The sequence below is a fragment of the Salinisphaera sp. T31B1 genome (genome assembly GCF_040361275.1).
Lineage (GTDB): Bacteria > Pseudomonadota > Gammaproteobacteria > Nevskiales > Salinisphaeraceae > Salinisphaera.
This window is the reverse complement of the sequence record NZ_APNH01000002.1, coordinates 260507-277912: the sequence shown is the minus strand read 5'-3', so window position 1 is coordinate 277912 and position 17406 is coordinate 260507. Positions and strand designations below refer to the sequence as shown.

Annotated in this window: 15 protein-coding genes and 1 pseudogene; all 16 read left to right on the top strand. The window is 61.6% G+C overall.

The genetic code is table 11. The features are described from left to right. Window positions 1–52 precede the first annotated feature (52 nt). The 16 genes and pseudogenes from T31B1_RS08205 (at window position 53) to T31B1_RS08130 (ending at window position 17296) form a co-directional block, all read left to right on the top strand. Window positions 53–1504 (top strand): ribulose-bisphosphate carboxylase large subunit, encoded by a 1452-nt coding sequence (locus T31B1_RS08205; protein WP_353249000.1) that lies wholly within the window; start codon window positions 53–55, stop codon window positions 1502–1504. A gap of 26 nt (window positions 1505–1530) precedes the next feature. Continuing rightward, a complete protein-coding gene (locus T31B1_RS08200; protein ID WP_353248999.1) occupies window positions 1531–1947 on the top strand; it encodes a ribulose bisphosphate carboxylase small subunit in 417 nt (138 codons plus the stop codon). 99 nt (window positions 1948–2046) lie between these two features. Next, the gene (gene cbbX / locus T31B1_RS08195) at window positions 2047–2994 is read left to right on the top strand and encodes a CbbX protein (protein WP_353248998.1); all 948 of its coding nucleotides are present in this window, start codon (window positions 2047–2049) and stop codon (window positions 2992–2994) included. Between the two features lie 235 nt (window positions 2995–3229). After that, complete coding sequence (locus T31B1_RS08190) at window positions 3230–4267, top strand: XdhC family protein (protein WP_353248997.1); 1038 nt, start codon at window positions 3230–3232, stop codon at window positions 4265–4267. Further along, window positions 4264–4896 carry a nucleotidyltransferase family protein gene (locus tag T31B1_RS08185; RefSeq protein WP_353248996.1) on the top strand — a complete coding sequence of 211 codons (633 nt, stop codon included), beginning with the start codon at window positions 4264–4266 and terminating at the stop codon, window positions 4894–4896. Before T31B1_RS08190 ends, T31B1_RS08185 begins: the two co-directional genes overlap by 4 nt. A 118-nt stretch (window positions 4897–5014) precedes the next feature. After that, window positions 5015–5695, top strand: coding sequence for a (2Fe-2S)-binding protein (locus T31B1_RS08180; protein WP_502950940.1), 681 nt, complete (start codon window positions 5015–5017; stop codon window positions 5693–5695). Window positions 5696–5704: 9 nt separating this feature from the next. Then, window positions 5705–6688 (top strand): FAD binding domain-containing protein, encoded by a 984-nt coding sequence (locus T31B1_RS08175; RefSeq protein ID WP_353248995.1) that lies wholly within the window; start codon window positions 5705–5707, stop codon window positions 6686–6688. A gap of 34 nt (window positions 6689–6722) precedes the next feature. Further along, a complete protein-coding gene (locus tag T31B1_RS08170) occupies window positions 6723–8933 on the top strand; it encodes a xanthine dehydrogenase family protein molybdopterin-binding subunit (RefSeq protein WP_353249600.1) in 2211 nt (736 codons plus the stop codon). Between the two features lie 151 nt (window positions 8934–9084). Beyond that, window positions 9085–9768 (top strand): response regulator transcription factor, encoded by a 684-nt coding sequence (locus tag T31B1_RS08165; RefSeq protein WP_353248994.1) that lies wholly within the window; start codon window positions 9085–9087, stop codon window positions 9766–9768. A 381-nt stretch (window positions 9769–10149) separates the two neighbouring features. After that, entirely contained in the window at window positions 10150–10569 is a 420-nt protein-coding gene (locus tag T31B1_RS08160; RefSeq protein ID WP_353248993.1) for a hypothetical protein, read from the top strand. A 569-nt stretch (window positions 10570–11138) separates the two neighbouring features. After that, window positions 11139–12944, top strand: a pseudogene (locus tag T31B1_RS08155) (methanol/ethanol family PQQ-dependent dehydrogenase); the annotation flags it as partial. A 126-nt stretch (window positions 12945–13070) separates the two neighbouring features. Further along, window positions 13071–13697: a c-type cytochrome gene (locus T31B1_RS08150; protein ID WP_353248992.1), complete on the top strand. Its 627-nt coding sequence runs from the start codon at window positions 13071–13073 to the stop codon at window positions 13695–13697. A gap of 66 nt (window positions 13698–13763) precedes the next feature. Beyond that, on the top strand, window positions 13764–14675 hold the full coding sequence (locus tag T31B1_RS08145; protein ID WP_353249599.1) for a quinoprotein relay system zinc metallohydrolase 2: 912 nt from the start codon (window positions 13764–13766) through the stop codon (window positions 14673–14675). 65 nt (window positions 14676–14740) lie between these two features. Next, window positions 14741–15577, top strand: a complete 837-nt coding sequence (locus tag T31B1_RS08140; RefSeq protein ID WP_353248991.1) for a quinoprotein dehydrogenase-associated SoxYZ-like carrier — start codon at window positions 14741–14743, stop codon at window positions 15575–15577. After that, on the top strand, window positions 15574–16500 hold the full coding sequence (locus tag T31B1_RS08135) for a quinoprotein dehydrogenase-associated putative ABC transporter substrate-binding protein (protein ID WP_353248990.1): 927 nt from the start codon (window positions 15574–15576) through the stop codon (window positions 16498–16500). Before T31B1_RS08140 ends, T31B1_RS08135 begins: the two co-directional genes overlap by 4 nt. Beyond that, window positions 16493–17296, top strand: a complete 804-nt coding sequence (locus T31B1_RS08130) for a hypothetical protein (protein ID WP_353248989.1) — start codon at window positions 16493–16495, stop codon at window positions 17294–17296. Before T31B1_RS08135 ends, T31B1_RS08130 begins: the two co-directional genes overlap by 8 nt. Window positions 17297–17406: the final 110 nt, after the last annotated feature.

The window sequence follows — 17406 nt, the reverse complement described above, 5'->3', positions numbered from 1 at the left end:
GCCGTTCACCCGATCAACGACCTCAGACAGAACAAGCCGAAGGAGATTCGTCATGGCCGAAACCATTCAGAAGAACAAGCGCTACGAAGCCGGCGTCATTCCCTACAAGAAGATGGGCTACTGGGAGCCGGACTATCAGCCGATCGATACCGATATCATCGCGCTGTTCCGGATCACGCCGCAGGACGGCGTGGACCCTGAAGAAGCCGCGGCCGCCGTAGCCGGCGAATCCTCGACCGCCACCTGGACCGTGGTCTGGACCGATCGGCTGACCGCCTGCGACAAGTACCGCGCCAAGGCCTACCGGGTCGACCAGGTGCCGGGCAGCGAAGACCAGTACTTCGCCTATATCGCCTACGACATCCAGTTGTTCGAGCCGGGTTCGATCGCCAACCTCACCGCCTCGATCATCGGCAACGTGTTCGGCTTCAAGGCCATCCGCGCGTTGCGCCTGGAAGACATGCGCATCCCGACCGCCTACATGACGACCTACAAGGGTCCGCCCACCGGCATCGTCGTCGAGCGCGAGCGCCTGGACAAATTCGGCCGTCCCCTGCTGGGGGCGACCACCAAGCCGAAGCTCGGCCTGTCGGGTCGCAATTACGGCCGCGTGGTCTATGAAGCGCTCAAGGGCGGGCTCGATTTCGTCAAGGACGACGAGAACATCAACTCGCAGCCGTTCATGCACTGGCGCGACCGCTTCCTGTACGTGATGGAGGCCGTCAACAAGGCGAGTGCCGCCACAGGCGAGGTCAAGGGCCACTACCTGAACGTCACCGCGGCGACCATGGAAGACATGTACGAGCGCGCGGAGTTCGCCAAGGATCTGGGTTCGACGATTGTGATGATCGATCTTGTGATCGGCTATACCGCGATCCAGTCCATGTCCAACTGGGCACGCAGGAACGACATGATCCTGCATCTGCACCGCGCCGGTCACTCGACCTACACGCGGCAGAAGAATCACGGCGTGTCCTTCCGCGTGATCTCCAAATGGATGCGCATGGCCGGCGTGGACCATATCCATGCGGGCACGGTGGTCGGCAAGCTCGAGGGCGATCCGAACCAGATCGCGGGCTTCTACGACGTGCTGCGCGAGCCGTTCAACAAGACCAATCTGGAGCACGGCGTATTCTTCGACCAGGACTGGGCGGGGCTCAACAAATGCATGCCGGTGGCCTCGGGCGGTATTCATGCCGGCCAGATGCACCAGCTGCTGCACTACCTCGGCGAGGACACGGTGCTGCAGTTCGGCGGCGGCACCATCGGCCACCCCGACGGCATCCAGGCCGGTGCCACCGCCAACCGCGTGGCCCTGGAGGCCATGATCATGGCGCGTAACGAAGGCCGGGATTATCTGGCCGAAGGCCCGGACATCCTCAACAAGGCGGCCAAGGACTGCAAGCCGCTCCAGCACGCGCTGGATACATGGAAGGACATCACCTTCAACTACACCTCCACCGATACGCCGGACTTCGTGCCGACGGCCACCACATCCGCCTGATCGCGATACAAGACCGGAGAAACAGCATGAAGATCACACAGGGTACGTTCTCCTTCCTGCCGGAACTCACCGACGAGCAGATCAAGAAACAGGTCAAATACTGCCTCGACAACGGCTGGGCCGTGAACCTCGAGTACACCGATGACCCGCACCCCCGCAATACCTACTGGGACATGTACGGCCAGCCGATGTTCGATCTCAAGGACCCGGCCGGCCTGATGATGGATCTGGCGGAATGCCGCAAGACCTTTCCCAACCACTACATCCGGGTGACCGCGTTCGACAGTACGCACCAATGGGAAACACCGCGTCTGTCGTTCATCGTCAACCGCCCGCCCGAGGAACCCGGCTTCGGCGTGGTCCGCCAGGAATGCGAAGGCCGTCGCGTGCGCTACACCATCCACAGCTATGCCACCGACCGGCCGGAAGGTCAGCGGTACTAGAAGCCGCGCCCGGCAAGCCAGGTCCGGTGGCCACCGCGCCGCCGAGCCTGGCACTTCTGCGGCCGGTTTCATCGTTTCGAGAGTTCACGGGAGTTCCTGATGAGCGAAACAGCCACACCAGGCAGCCAGCAGACAAAGACCCTGGACCCCAACGCCAGCGTCAATCTGGACGACGTCTTCGAACAGTCGCAAATACAGGAGGTCTTCGACCAGCTCGATCGGGAGCTGGTGGGTCTCAAACCGGTCAAGACGCGTATCCGCGAAATTGCCGCCCTGCTCCTGGTCGACCGCGTCCGCCGGCAGTTTCAGCTGACCGCCGGTGCGCCGACATTGCATATGTGTTTTACCGGCAATCCGGGTACGGGCAAGACCACGGTCGCCGAACGGATGGCCCAGATCCTGCACAAACTCGATTATGTCCGGGAAGGCCATCTGGTGTCAGTGACCCGCGACGACCTGGTCGGCCAGTACATCGGTCATACCGCGCCCAAGACCAAGGAAGTCATCAAACGGGCCATGGGCGGTGTGTTGTTCATCGACGAGGCGTATTACCTCTACCGACCCGAAAATGAGCGCGATTACGGTCAGGAGTCCATCGAGATCCTGCTACAGGTCATGGAGAACAACCGCGATGATGTCGTGGTGGTGCTGGCCGGCTACAAGGATCGTATGGATCGCTTTTTCGAATCGAACCCGGGTTTTCGCTCGCGTATCGCCCACCATATCGACTTCCCCGATTATTCCGCCGGCGAGCTGGCCTCGATCAGCCAGCTGATGCTCGCCGAACAGAACTATCACTTTAGCGAAGAGGCAGCCGAGGCCTTTGATCAGTACATCGAGCGCCGCATGCAGCAGCCGCATTTCGCCAACGCCCGCTCGATCCGGAACGCGCTGGATCGGATGCGGCTACGTCAGGCCAAGCGGCTGTTCGAAGCACGCGGAGAGATCACGCGCGATGATCTGACTCGTATCGAAGTCGACGATGTGCGGGCCAGCCGGGTGTTCGTCGAGCCCACGGCAGACGAACGTGCCGCCGATCGGACATGATCCGTACGGCGACGCTACGTATTGTCGGCCCGATCGGAACGGCTCGGATGAATACGGGCACGCGCAGCGGTCGGTTGGTCGCCGTTATGCTTGCAAACCACCCGTTGTGCCATTAGATAGCCCGAACCGGCGGATAACGCCGCCGCGTTGAGCGATCCGTAACGGCGGTGTTCCGGTGTCGCCGATGCGCGGCACTGGCAAGGCGCCGGGCCTTTGGTTATCGTCATGGGACTACATGTCAGACAAGATTACGCCGTTCCCGGATAGCTCCACTCGTCGTGTGGAGCCTGCCGAGCGCCCGCGCGCCGCGCTGGACGACTGGCCGGCATGGCCGACCTACGGTCTGGTCGACGACCTCCTGCCCATTCTTGAACGCTGGGCCGATGCCGGTCGACGCGTGGCGATCGCCACGCTGGTCGACATCCGCGGGTCGTCGCCGCGGCCGCTAGGCAGCGAGATGGCCATCAGCGACGCGGGCCAGGTCGCGGGGTATGTGTCCGGCGGTTGTGTCGAGGCCGCCGTCGCCACGCAGGCACTGGAAGTGCTCGCGACCGGTCGCCCCGTCATGCTCGACTACGGCGCGGGTAGCCCCGTACTGGATGTGCAGCTGACCTGTGGCGGTCGAATCGGGATTTTCGTACGCGCGATTGCCGATATAGAGGCTTATGCCGCGCGTCTGCGAGAAGCCCGTCGGGCTCGCCAGACGCTGGATGTTCGTATCGATCTCGAATCCGGGGCTCACCGCTTTCAGCCGGCCGGTCCCGACATCGGCCAGGGCGGTTTCACCAAGCGATACCGTCCGGTGCCGCGTCTGGTAGTGGTAGGCAGCGATCCCGTGACCCTCGCGTTGTGTCAGGCGGCGCCGTTGTTCGGCTATGAGGTGGTGCTGCTGCGGCCATACGGCCCGACCGCGCCGCCGCCCGAGACGCGCCTGTGTCATTACGACACAAGACCCCTGGCACGCGCGCTCGATGCGCTGAAGCTCGATGCCTCAAGCGCGGTCTACACACTTACCCACGATATGGACGACGACCACACCGTGCTTTGTCGTGCCCTGGCCTCACCGGCGTTCTGTGTCGGCGCTCTGGGCAGCCGACACAAGGCCGACGAGCGGGCACAGCGGCTGCGCGCCGAAGGCTACGGCGACACCGATCTGGCTCGGCTCGATACCCCGGCCGGGCTCGATATCGGCGCTCGCGAACCCAGGGAGATCGCCCTGTCGATGCTGGCCGCCCTGGTCGAACGCTGCCCGCGCGAAACCGCGTTCGCATGATCGGAGCCGTCGTGCTGGCGGCAGGAAGCAACCGGCGGTTCGGCTACGGCTCGAAGCCACTGGCTCGACTGGGGCGGCTGACGTTGCTCGAACATGTGCTGACGGCGTTGTCCGGTGCGCCGGTACGGCCAGTGGTGGTCGTCACCGGCCGTCGAGCTGCATGGATCCGGCGTACGGTGAATGCCTGCCAGCCGCGGTTGCAATCGGTACGTTTGGTCGACAATCGATTGCACGCCCACGGTATGGCCGGCTCGTTACGCCGGGGTCTGGCGGCGCTGCCCCCGTACTGCGACGCCGCGTTTGTCTGTCTCGCCGACATGCCGACCATCGATACGCAACTGGTGCGTCGTCTGTGCCGCCATTGGCGCCCGGGCATTGATTACGTGCGCCCGGCATATGCCGGGCGAGTCGGTCATCCGGTACTGATATCGCGATCGCTGTTCGGGCCCGTGACCGCATTGAGCGGTGATCGCGGCGCCCAGTCCATACTGGACCGCGTGCCGTCGGCGCGAAAGCAGCTGGTCACTGCCTCCCGGTCCAGCGTGCTGGACGTTGACACACCAGAGGCATTGCGGCGTCTGCGCCGCACGTCCGATTCGCGGCTGCGTGGTCACTCGCGACTACAGTGAACGATCCGGTTTGGGTAAGCTGGCCGGGAACGTACGATTACCCTGTCTCTAATCACTGCCTGAGTCCAGCGTGCGCCGGCCGACGGGCACGCCACCGATACCATCGACGGAGTTTCCCATGACCGACGATCCCAAGGATCCCGCCGAGGCCACCCCCGCCGGCCCGACCGCGAAGACCGAGCCGGCCCATTCGGCCTCTCGCAGACGTTTCATGAAGACGGTGGGCATGTCCAGCCTCGCCGCGGCGACCGGCGGTGCCGGGCTTGGATCAAGCTGGGCAGCCGACGGTGCGGCAGGCGTCAACCGTGATTCGACGGACGCGCCGGCCGACGGCACCACGCGAGTGACCTTCAAGATCAACGGGCAGACGAAGCAGATGGATGTCGCCCCCAACGTCATTCTTCTGGATGCCATACGCGACGATCTGGCGTTGACAGGCACCAAAAAGGGCTGCGATCACGGCCAGTGCGGCGCCTGCAACGTGCACGTCAACGGCCGCGTGATCAACTCCTGTCTGAGCCTGGCGGTCATGCACGACGGTGACGAGATCACCACAGTCGAAGGTCTGTCGGAGCCGGGCCGGCTCCATCCCGTGCAGCAGGCATTTCTGGATCACGACGCCTATCAGTGTGGCTATTGCACGTCTGGCCAGATGATGACCGCGACCTATGTTCTGGCAAGCGAGCACATCGACTCTAGCGATGAGGCCGTCCGCGAGGCCATGAGCGGCAATATCTGCCGTTGTGGCGCCTACAAGAACATTCTGGCCGCGGTTCAGTCCGCGCGCGGCAAGGTCTAGGAGCATTCGATGCGAAACTTTCAGTATCAGAAGGCCGACAGCGTCGATGCTGCGGTAACAGCCCACCGCGGGCAGCCGTCGTCGTTCGTGGCGGGCGGCACCACCCTGCTCGACCTGGTCAAGCTCGATGTCATGCGCCCCGAGCGTGTGGTCGATGTCAACGGCCTGCCGCTCTACGACGTAGAGACGCTCGAGGACGGCCGGTTGAAGATCGGCGCTATGGTGTCGAATACTGATCTGGCATATCACCCCCGTGTGAGCGCTCATTATTCGGTGCTGGCGGAAGCCCTGCTGTCGGGCGCATCGACATCGCTTCGCAACAAGGCGACCACCGGCGGCAACGTGATGCAACGGGTGCGCTGCCCCTATTTCCGTGACGGCGTATCCGATTGCAACAAACGCGCTCCCGGCTCGGGCTGTTCGGCTATCGGCGGGCATAACCGAAGCGTGCACGCAGTGCTGGGCACGAGCGAACAATGCATCGCCAGCCACCCCTCGGACATGTGTGTCGCCATGGCGGCCATCGGCGCGACCGTGGTCGTATCGGGTCCGAACGGTGAGCGTGAAATCGATTTTCTCGATTTCCACCTGTTGCCCGGTGATTCGCCGGACCGGGAGCATGCCCTCGATACCGACGAGTTGATCACCCACGTCGTGCTCGACGCCCCGATCAATGGCAATCGGTCGCACTATCTGAAGCTCCGCGATCGCGCGTCCTATCAGTTCGCGCTTGCTTCGGCTGGCGTGATCGTGGCCACGGATAACGGCACGATTCGCGACGCGCGGATCGCGCTCGGCGGCGTCGGCACCAAGCCCTGGCGGGCCCAGGCAGCCGAGAAGTCGCTCATCGGTCAGTCCATCGGCGAGGCAGCCTTCACCAAGGCGGCGCAAATCGCTTTCGCCGACGCCAGACCTTATAGCCAGAACGCGTTCAAGATTCCGCTCGGCCAGCAGGCCATCGTACGTAGCCTGACCACCGTCACCCAGGCCTGAGCCACGAGGACAAGCGAATATCATGACTGACAAGATTCAGGACAAGGTCATCGGCGCGTCCAGATCGCGTATCGATGGCCCGGAGAAACTCAGCGGCCGCGCCCGGTATGCCGCCGACTACCATCTGCCGGGATTGGCTTATGCCTACGGCGTGTTCAGCACGGTGGCCAGCGGCACCGTCGAGCAGATCGACCTGAGCCAGGCGAAAAAGATGCCGGGGGTGCTCGATATCTTTCATCACGGCCATTTTCCGGATCTGTATCGGACCCCGAGCAGCTTCGCCCAGCAGAACAAGGTCGATGAAACCCGTCTTCCGTTCGAAGATGACAAGGTTTACTACCCGGGCCAGTTCGTCGCGCTCGTGGTGGCCGACACCTTTGCCAACGCCCGAGCCGCTGCTTATGCGGTCCAGGTCCGTTACAGCGCCGGTGCCGAACCGATCGCCAATCTCGAACAGGCCATGGCACAGGCCGGCCAGCCCAAGCCCGATGAGTCGAGCGGGCACAGCCGTGGCAATCCGGACGATGCGTTCGCCTCGGCGACGAACCAGGTCGACGCGACTTATGTCACTCCCATGGAAACTCACAATCCCATGGAGATGCACGCCAGTACCGCAAGCTGGGAAAACGGCGACCTGATTCTTCATGAGGCTTCGCAGGGCGTCATCTTCGCGCGCAATGCCATGGCGAAGATATTCGGCCTGCCGCCCGAGCGCGTGGAGGTGCGGGCGCCATTCATCGGGTCCGGTTTCGGCAGCAAGTTATGGATCTGGCCGCACGCGGTCGCTGCAGCAGCTGCGTCCCGCGAGATCGGCCGGCCGGTCCAGCTGGTCGTCCCCCGCAGCCAGATGTTCACCACGACCGGTCATCGCCCGCCGACCCATCAACGGATTCGCATCGGTGCCACCGACGATGGGAAGCTGACCGCGCTCAGCCACGACTCGGTCAACACCACCTCGATGGTGAACACCTATGTCGAGACCACGGGCAGCTGCACCAAGAGCCTGTATGACTGTGCAAACCTGCGCGTCAGTCATGCAACGGTCGCCGCCCACCACGGCACGCCGACGTCCATGCGAGCACCGGGCGCCGCACCCGGACTGTTCGCGCTCGAATCCGCGATGGACGAAATGGCCGAGAAACTCGGAATGGACCCGCTCGAGTTCCGCAAGGCCAACTATACCGAGCGTGACCAGAGCATGGATCTCCCATTTTCGAGCATCCACCTGATGGAAGCGTTTGAACGCGGCGCGGAGAAGTTCGGCTGGTCGCGGCGCGATCACGAGGTCGGGTCCATGCGTGAGGGCAATGACGTCATCGGCTGGGGCATGGCGGCCTGCAACTGGGAAGCGCTGAAGATGGAATGCGACGCTCGGGTGTCGCTGCGCGCCGACGGCACGGCCTATGTTTCCTGTGCGACCCAGGACATCGGTACCGGTACCTATACCATCGTCGCCCAGGCGGTGTCGGCGATCACCGGTCTGGATATCGACCAGATCGAGGTCGAACTGGGCGACTCGAGTTATCCGAGTGGCCCCCTGTCTGGTGGTTCTTGGGCCACGGCCACCACCCTGCCGGCCGTGGCAGAGGCCACGCGGGCGGCGATCGAAGCGCTCAAGAGCTATGCCAGCGCAGAGGGTGCCCAATTCGAGGGCACGAAGCCGGACGCGCTGAATTTCGCGAATGGGAAATTGTCTTCAGCAAACGGAAAGTCCGTTGCCTATACGGATATCCTCAAGCAGCAAAAGCTCGCCAACGCCGACGGTGAGGCTCATACGCCGGGTGCGCCCGAAGGCGAGTTCTCGTTCCGTTCGTTCGGCGCCCATTTCGTGGAGGTGCGCTGGGACGCAGGCATTTCCCGTCTTAGGGTTTCACGTGTGGTCAGTGCGATCGATGTCGGCCAGATCATTAACGAAAAGACATCTGCCAATCAGGTCGAAGGCGCGATCGCCATGGGGATCGGCATGGCGTTGTTCGAGGCGACCGACTACGACGAGCGCTCCGGCCTGCCGGTCAACAACAACTATGCCGAATATCTCGTGCCGGTCCATGCCGATCAGCCTCCCGAGGTTGAGGTCGTGCTCCTGGACTACCCGGACTACGAATTCAACGAATTCGGCGCGCGCGGCATCGGCGAGATCGGGGTAACCGGTATGGCGGCTGCGGTCGCCAATGCCGTGCACCATGCAACCGGCAAGCGCGTACGCGAGTTGCCGATCCGGCTGGAATCGCTCATGCAGACCTGATCGGCACGGCGGCGGCGCGTCGCCCTGGCCCAGCGACGCGCTCTCCGAGCCGATCACCGCAAGCGCCGGTCGTTGAAAACGAATCGTTGCGCGTGTTGTCTGAGCGGTTGCCGACAATTGTGGTCGGCAACATCGAGTGACGGACCGGCCGATGCATGTGCTGATAATCGAGGACAACGACGATCTCGCCGCGACGATCGGCGAATATCTGGAACAACGCGGTGACGAACCGGATTTCGCCAGTGATGGCGCACTCGGCCTACGTCTATGCGAGGCAAACCGCTATGACGCCATTCTGCTCGACGTCGGACTGCCGCGTGTCGACGGGATCGCGCTCTGCCAGCGGCTCCGTCAGCAAATGCACAGTATGACGCCGGTGTTGATACTCACCGCGCGGGATACCCTGGCCGACCGCATCGAAGGCTTGGAGGCGGGGGCTGACGACTACCTGGTCAAACCCTTCTCGCTGCGGGAGCTTTATCTTCGCCTGCAGTCCATCGTGCGCCGCGGCACGAAGACCACGCGCGAACTCAACGTCTGCCAACTCCGCATGGACTGCGAGCAGCGGCTGGTTCACTGCGGCGGGCAACGGCTCGAGCTCGCGCCGATCAGCTTCCGAATTCTCGAGTTGCTCATGCGCGCTCACCCGGCCGTGGTGACCCGCGATCAGATCGAGCACGCCATCTGGAACGATCAGCCGCCCGAATCAGACGCCGCACTACGCGGTCATATCCACCGTTTGCGTCATCTGCTCGGCGAAGCGGACCAGCGCCACTCGATTCGCACGATCCATGGTGTGGGGTATCAGCTGGTCGACGCAGCCATCACACCGTGAACCTATAGGCATTGACCGAGCTAAGGCAAGTTCTAGCTTTAAGAATAATGCCCAAATACCTGAATGGACGGCAGAATTATGTTTCTGTCATGAGTTCGGGAGCTTGGCGGACCGGCGACCCTGGTTCGGGCGGCCATTCCGTGAATCGACGCCGCGTCCCGCGGTACGCGTTGTGCGCACCCGAGCATTGGCGTAAAAAGCCAAACCCAAACTCCGGTTTATTAACCGTTTCGTCCGCCAGCCAGCAATGCGCCGCGGCCCTGTCCAGTGTCCACATCGATCCAAAATCGCGATCACGCTTTGCAAAAAGTCCGGTGATGGGTTGCACTGTCGGTTGTTCCAACTGTGCGTATAACAACACCCACTTTCCGGAGGATGACCATGATCTCGATCCGCATGTCTGCCCTGCTTGCCGCCGCCTTCGTCCCAGGGCTGGGTCTTGCAGCCAAGCTGCCTGCCCACAACTACCCGACCGAAGCCCGTGCCGAGTACGTGTTTGAATGCATGAATCAGTTGGGCGGAGAAAACTACGACACACTCTACAAATGCTCGTGCAGCATCGACTATATCGCCGACAACCTGTCGTACGACGACTACGTCACGCTCGACACCTATACCCGCGGCAAGCAGGCAGCAGGAGAACGTCCGGAAGTGCTGCGCGAGGGGTCGCTTGCCCGCGACAGTCGCTCCAAGTTGGCAAGCATCAAGTCCAAGGCGGCCGATCGCTGCCTGATCGACACGAATGCTGGCAACGCACCGGCGAAAAACGACACCCCGGCGAAAACCGACAGTAACAGCTGATCGGCATTCGAAATCGTGCTCAAGGTACCGCGGATTCTGTTGCACTGCAGCGCGCCAGTGATGACTGGATAGGCCGGTTGTCCGATTAAATTAAGTAATGAATAAGTTAAGCGTGCAGCTATCGCGAGCAGGCTGTCTCTGCCTGGCTCAATACAGCACTTGAGCGCTGGGCCAACCACGTCAAGGAATCGGGAATATTTCCCATTGCATGCTGGTACCGAACCACTTCAAATTCGTGGAGAAAAACCGGTTGTATGTAGGGCAACCCAATTGACGACGATTCTTGAGCCGTGCTATCGAAGGTGGTGAGGGGTTGACCGGTCAACGGTCCGCACAACCCATAAACGGCGAAGCTGGGTCAGTGCTTCTGTATCCGGCGTTTTGCTTTACAAATCACGAGACGGAGGAGAAACGTCGTGAGATTGACACCTACCAAAAGGGCAGTCCGTATGGCGACGGCAACGCTTGCCGTTACCACGCTGATGGGCTCTGGCCTTGTCCTGGCCCAGGACAGCAGCGCCAAGAGTTCCGACAAGTCCAGTTCCAGCAGCTCCAGTTCCAGCAGCGGTTCGAGCTCGAGTACCGATCTGCTCAGCATGCAGAAGGATCCAGCCAACTGGATCATGTGGGGTGGCCAGTACAACGGCCAGCGCTACAGCGAACTCGACCAGATCAATTCCGAAAACGCAGGCCAACTGGTACCCGCGTGGACGTTCTCCACCGGCGTGCTTCGTGGTCATGAAGGCGGGCCTCTGGTCAAGGGCGACACCATGTATCTGGCGACGCCTTTCCCCAATAAGGTATTCGCGATCGATCTGAAGACCCACGCGATCAAATGGAAGTACGAGCCGACCCAGAACCCGCAGGTCATTCCGGTGATGTGCTGTGATACCGTCAACCGCGGTCTGGCCTACGGCGACGGCAAGATCTTCCTTCAGCAGGCAGATACCACCCTGGTCGCACTCGACGAGAAGACCGGCAAGGTGGCCTGGAAGAGCGTCAACGGTGACCCGAGCAAGGGTCAGACAGCGACCAATGCGCCGCTCGTGGTCAAGGACAAGGTCATCACCGGTATTTCCGGCGGTGAGTTTGGTGTGCGTGGCTATCTGACGGCCTACAACATCTCGGACGGCAAGATGGCCTGGCGGGCATACAGCACCGGGCCCGATGACTCGATGCTGATCGATCCGGACAAGACCATCAACGCGGTCACTCAGAAGCCTGTCGGTAAAGACACCAGCATCAAGAGCTGGGAAGGCGACCAGTGGAAAATCGGTGGCGGTACGACCTGGGGCTGGTTCAGCTACGATCCGGATCTGGATCTGCTGTACTACGGAACCGGCAACCCCGGTACCTGGAACCCGACCCAGCGTCCGGGCGACAACAAGTACTCGATGACGATCTTCGCTCGCAACCCGGATACCGGCGAAGCGAAGTGGCTCTATCAGATGACGCCCCATGACGAATGGGACTACGACGGTGTGAACGAAAAGATCCTGGTCGATCAGAAGGTCGACGGCAAGGATCGCAAGCTTGTCGTTCATTTCGATCGTAACGGCTTCGCCTACACCCAGGACCGTACCAACGGTGAACTCCTGGTGGCCGAGAAGTACGACCCGGCGGTCAACTGGGCGACCAAGGTCGACATGAAGACGGGTCGTCCGCAGGTCGTGTCCAAGTACTCGACCGACGGCAAGGTGGACAAGAACGTGACGGACATCTGCCCGGCCGCGCTCGGTTCCAAGGACCAGCAGCCGGCGTCGTATTCGCCCAAGACCGGATTGTTCTACGTGCCGACCAATCATGTCTGCATGGACTACGAACCGTCCAAGGTCGATTACACGGCCGGCCAACCCTATGTCGGCTCGACGGTGGCGATGTACCCGGGCCCGCAGGACATCACCAACCCGGTTGGCGACAATGTCGAAAACCGCATGGGCACCTTCATCGCCTATGACGCGACCACTGGCAAGATCAAGTGGTCCGTGCCGGAACGCTTCTCTGTGTGGAGTGGCGCATTGGCCACGGCCGGCGATGTCGTGTTCTACGGCACGCTCGAAGGTTATCTGAAGGCGGTAGACGCCAAGACCGGCAAGGAGCTGTACAGCTTCAAAACGCCGTCGGGCATCATCGGCAACGTCAACACCTGGAAGTACGAGGGTAAGCAGTACATCGGCGTGCTCTCGGGCATTGGCGGCTGGGCTGGTATCGGTATGGCCGCAGGCCTGACCGACCCGAACGCTGGCCTCGGTGCCGTGGGTGGTTATAAGGATCTGAAGAACTACACCCAGCTGGGTGGAGTGCTGACGGTCTTCGCGCTGCCCGATTCGGTCGCCAAGAAGGCGGACGAGAGCCAAAAGGTCGCGTCCAAGTAAGCCTGAAGAACGTATGACTTAACAGTCGTACTGGCCCGTATTCGGTTCGGCTTGATGCCGGCCGGATACGGGCTTTTTTTAGCCGCCGACGAAGCGGTTTTCGAAAGTGCAACCGAGGAGAGAGCCATGACCTACAAACGTCAGACCGTCGCCACCGTCCTACTCGCCCTGGCCATCGCGCCATGGGGGAGTGCGGTATTTGCTGCCGACGACGGCCCGATTGTCAACGATTACAGCAAGATGGGCGCCGACTACAACGCCCCTTCCGACACCCAGTCGTCCGCTGGCAGCGAGAAAAGCGGCGACAGCGCGGCCGCCAAGTCCGATTCTTCCGGCTCGAGCAACAGTTCGGCCAGTAGCCAGACCGCTTCTAGCGGCGGCGAAGACGGCAAGCCTTATAAAGTCGACTGCGACGGTAGCGGACCCTGCAAGGTCAGCGAGGACGTCATGGTCGGTTACGAGAAGTTCGGCGGTCACTGTTCGCAGTGTCATGCTCAGAACGCAGAGGGCAGCACATTCGCGCCCAGTCTGGTAGACCGCCTGAAAGGCATGGATCAGGGGCGTTTCACCGCGGCAGTGGCCGGGGGTGTCACCACGATGGACAGCACGACGGGCATGTACCGCGTGATGCCGGCCTGGTCCGAGAACGAAGATGTCATGAACCATGTCCAGCAGATCTGGGCCTTTTTGAAAGCGCGCTCCGATGGCGCCCTGCCCGCCGGCCGACCGCAGCCGATGCAGGACAAGGGTTGAAGCGAGCACCGTGAGCAACCCGTGGTGTGGTGGCACCGGCTGGCCTCGGTCGTATCGATCGGTTTGATGGTGTGGGCATCGTCGGCCTGGGCCGGCGATGCGTCGCCTCAGGCTCTCCCGAACGTCTTACCGACGACCGAGATTGCGCCCGGCGTGTTCTATCACGCAGGCGCGCAGGCCGAAGAGAACCGCGAAAACGGTGGCGACATAGCAAACATCGGCTTCATTGTCGGTAGCCGCTGTGTGGCAGTCATCGATACAGGCGGGAGCCCTGCAGTTGGCGCTGCGCTTCGGCGTGCGGTTGAAGCACGTACGACCACGCCGATCTGCTACGTGATCAACACACACATGCATCCGGATCATGTGCTTGGCAATCGGGCCTTCGTATCTGACGGCACCCGCTTCGTCGGCGCCGCAGGGCTATCGCGAGCACTCGCCTCGCGCGCGTCCACCTACCTCGACCGATTATCAGAGAGTCTCGACGTACATACCGACTCTAGCTGGATCGTGCTGCCCGACCAGACCGTTTCCAACCAGATGACTCTCGATCTGGGCGAACGCACCCTGCGATTGCGTGCGTGGCCGACTGCCCACACGGACAACGACCTTACCGTGTTCGACGAAAAGACCGGCACGCTGTGGCTGGGTGATCTGTTATTCGTCGATCGCGTACCATCGATCGACGGCAGTATCACCGGCTGGCAGTCGGCGCTCGACAAACTGGCTGCACGTACGGACATAGTTCATGCGATCCCCGGCCACGGGCCCGTCGACGGACGATGGCCAACCGTGCTCGATCCCGAAATCCGTTATCTGAATGCCATCGAGCACGGGGTACGCGAAGCCCTCGACCACGGCCGTGGGCTCCGATGGGCCCAGGACCATGTCGCTCAAGACGAGCGTGATCGTTGGTTGCTGTTCGATGAGTACAACCCTCGCAACGTGACGGCGGCCTATACGGAACTGGAGTGGCAATGAAATACAGATCTGATGCGACTCATCCAAGCACGGCCGCGCCCAGAGCATTCGGATGCTCATGGTCCATGATTGTTCGGGTGTTCCTGATCGCGGCGGTCCTGGCTTCACCGCTGGCCAGCGCCCAGTCCAGTCGAAACGCCGACGACGAGGCGGTCTGGAAAAGTCTTCGCAAGGCGTATTTCCCCAATCAGACGATCGAAGACGGATCACAGCTACTGGCCCTGGATGCGCCCTACCGGGCCGAGGACCCGGCCGTCGTGCCGATTCGTATCACCGACAAGCTTGCCGGCGAGGGTAATCGGAAGATCGACAAGCTCTGGCTCGTCATCGACAACAATCCCGAACCGATGTCCGCCATATTCGAATTCGGTCCGGCCGCTCGCAGCGCAGATCTGGCTACGCGTGTGCGCGTGAACTCCTATACGTACATGCGCGTGATCGCCAAGGTCAGCGACGGCCAGCTCTACATGGTCAAACGCTATGTAAAAGCCAGCGGCGGCTGTTCCGCGCCGGTGGGGCGCGATCCGGAGAAAGCGCTTGAGCACATGGGCGAAATGCGATTGCGCCAAGTTCGTATGGATGAAGGCGAAGGCTCATTGACACAATTGATGATCCGCCATCCCAATATCACGGGCTTGCAAATGGACCAGCTCACACGGTTGGTCTACCCCGCGCACTTCGTCGACGCGATCCAGGTTAGCAAGGGAGACGAGCGGGTATTCAATAGTCACATGACGTTCTCGTTGAGCGAAAACCCGAGCGTCCAGTTCGATGTCGATACCGACGTACCCGGAGAGCTCTCGGCCCAGGTGGAAGACAACAAAGACAACGTATTCAAGCAGAGCTGGCCGATGCAGGCGAACAGCCCATCGGCGGCCGACCATAAAAAGAGTGCTTCATGATCACGACCACACAACGTTCCCAACGCAGCCGCGCCGGCTTGTACGGCGTACTCGCCGGCGTGGCCCTGGGGTTGACCATACCGTTGACGGGACTGGCTCAAGGCGACGGCGACGCGGCTGAAAATCCGGCTGCGGAGACGCTGCGTGTTTGCGCCGATCCGAGCAACATGCCGTTCTCCGACGACAAGCGCGAAGGCTTCGAGAACAAGATCGCAGCGCTGCTGGGCGACAAGCTCGGCGTACCGGTCGACTACTACTGGTACCCGGAGCAGATGGGGTTTGGCCGGAATACCCTCAAGCGATGGCTGGGCGACGAGAATCGCTATGCTTGCGACCTGATCATCAGCGTGGGCAGCGGGTTCGAGGTTGGCAAGACCACCCTGCCGTATTATCGCTCCACTTACGCGTTTGCTTATCTAGAGGGTCACGGGCTCGACGGTATCGAGACCCCGGACGATCTGGCTAACCTGCCCGAAGACAAACGGAGCAAGCTGCGGATCGGGGTTTTCACTGGCTCACCGGTAGGCGATTGGGTCATCAACCACGGCATGATCGGGCAGATCGTGAGTTATCGGGCCCAGTCCGGCGGCTTTGATGTGGACCCGGCCGATATGGTCGCCAAGGATCTGGTTAATGGCGATATCGATATCGCCATGGTGTGGGGCCCCATCGCCGGCTATTACGCCGAGAAGGACCCCAACGCCAAGATCAAGGTGGTGCCCTTCTCTCCGGATGACGGCAACAACTTCGATTTTCCTGTCTCCATGGCCGTCCGGTACGGCAATGATGCATGGCTGAACAAGGTTCAGAGTCTGATCGATCAAAACCATGAGCAGATTATTTCCATTCTCAAAGAGTACGGGGTGCCGCTGGTGCCGTTGCGCGACGAAGATCGCAAACCACAGGAGGACGACGATGATTAACCATGCCAACCGCCGCGAGCTACCGTATCGGGCGCATGGCTTTCGGTCTTCGGTGTTGGCGCTTGCGATCGTCTGTTCGACGACGTTCGGGGCAGCCGTCTTCGCTGCAGAGCCCGGCGCCAACGCCACCACCGATCAGGCTCAGAGCGCAGACGAGCAGAGCGACGGGGACGAATTCTCCCAGGCCAATCATCTGCTGTTCATGACCGATCATCTGGCCAATATTCAACCGCCCACCGAGCTGATCTACACCCTGGCGCGTACCGGCGACGGTGCCAACAGCTATGACGATCATGTCGACCTGATTGTCGAACAGGGCGATGGCTCGGCCAAGAACGTGAAAGTGGATTTCCTCACCGGTGATCGTCACCGCTACGTGCCCGATGTGCCCAACGCCCACGGCAACCCGGCCGTCATGATGTTCCTGCAGAACGACGTCGTCGAGATGGCACAGCGCACCGGTGGCAACTGGCGATTCTTCCAGCGTCAGATCAAGCTCGCACTGCAGAACGCGGCGAAGGTTGAGGATACGCAGACCGAATACGACGGACGTACGGTCGCGGCCAAGCAGATCGTCATTCAGCCATTTTCGAATGCGCGTGGACATAGCGACGACATCGCCGACGAAATGAGCAAACGCTACGTGTTCACCCTGTCCGACCAAGTGCCAGGCGGCCTGGTCGAGATTCGCAGCGAGATACCCGGTGCGGGCGATACGGCGCCGGTAGAACGATTGCAGCTGAGCGAAGTCAAAACCGACGTCGCTCAGCAGAGCAAAGACAAACCGAATGCCTGATCGCGCCGTGCTACGGGCCGCCCTCTTCTCGGCCGCAGTGTGCGTCGCCTGGTTTGCTGTGGCGGCTTCAGTCACCGCAGCTCCATCGGCAAAGTCTTCGGCATTGCCGA

Excerpts from the sequence above, each read along its gene's own strand:
- T31B1_RS08140 (WP_353248991.1), top strand. The coding sequence starts at position 14,741 with ATGATTGTTCGGGTGTTCCTGATCGCGGCGGTCCTGGCTTCACCGCTG.
- T31B1_RS08180 (WP_502950940.1), top strand. The coding sequence starts at position 5,015 with ATGACCGACGATCCCAAGGATCCCGCCGAGGCCACCCCCGCCGGCCCG.
- T31B1_RS08130 (WP_353248989.1), top strand. The coding sequence starts at position 16,493 with ATGATTAACCATGCCAACCGCCGCGAGCTACCGTATCGGGCGCATGGC.
- cbbX (WP_353248998.1), top strand. The coding sequence starts at position 2,047 with ATGAGCGAAACAGCCACACCAGGCAGCCAGCAGACAAAGACCCTGGAC.
- T31B1_RS08175 (WP_353248995.1), top strand. The coding sequence starts at position 5,705 with ATGCGAAACTTTCAGTATCAGAAGGCCGACAGCGTCGATGCTGCGGTA.
- T31B1_RS08150 (WP_353248992.1), top strand. The coding sequence starts at position 13,071 with ATGACCTACAAACGTCAGACCGTCGCCACCGTCCTACTCGCCCTGGCC.
- T31B1_RS08190 (WP_353248997.1), top strand. The coding sequence starts at position 3,230 with ATGTCAGACAAGATTACGCCGTTCCCGGATAGCTCCACTCGTCGTGTG.
- T31B1_RS08135 (WP_353248990.1), top strand. The coding sequence starts at position 15,574 with ATGATCACGACCACACAACGTTCCCAACGCAGCCGCGCCGGCTTGTAC.
- T31B1_RS08185 (WP_353248996.1), top strand. The coding sequence starts at position 4,264 with ATGATCGGAGCCGTCGTGCTGGCGGCAGGAAGCAACCGGCGGTTCGGC.
- T31B1_RS08165 (WP_353248994.1), top strand. The coding sequence starts at position 9,085 with ATGCATGTGCTGATAATCGAGGACAACGACGATCTCGCCGCGACGATC.
- T31B1_RS08160 (WP_353248993.1), top strand. The coding sequence starts at position 10,150 with ATGATCTCGATCCGCATGTCTGCCCTGCTTGCCGCCGCCTTCGTCCCA.
- T31B1_RS08200 (WP_353248999.1), top strand. The coding sequence starts at position 1,531 with ATGAAGATCACACAGGGTACGTTCTCCTTCCTGCCGGAACTCACCGAC.
- T31B1_RS08205 (WP_353249000.1), top strand. The coding sequence starts at position 53 with ATGGCCGAAACCATTCAGAAGAACAAGCGCTACGAAGCCGGCGTCATT.
- T31B1_RS08145 (WP_353249599.1), top strand. The coding sequence starts at position 13,764 with ATGGTGTGGGCATCGTCGGCCTGGGCCGGCGATGCGTCGCCTCAGGCT.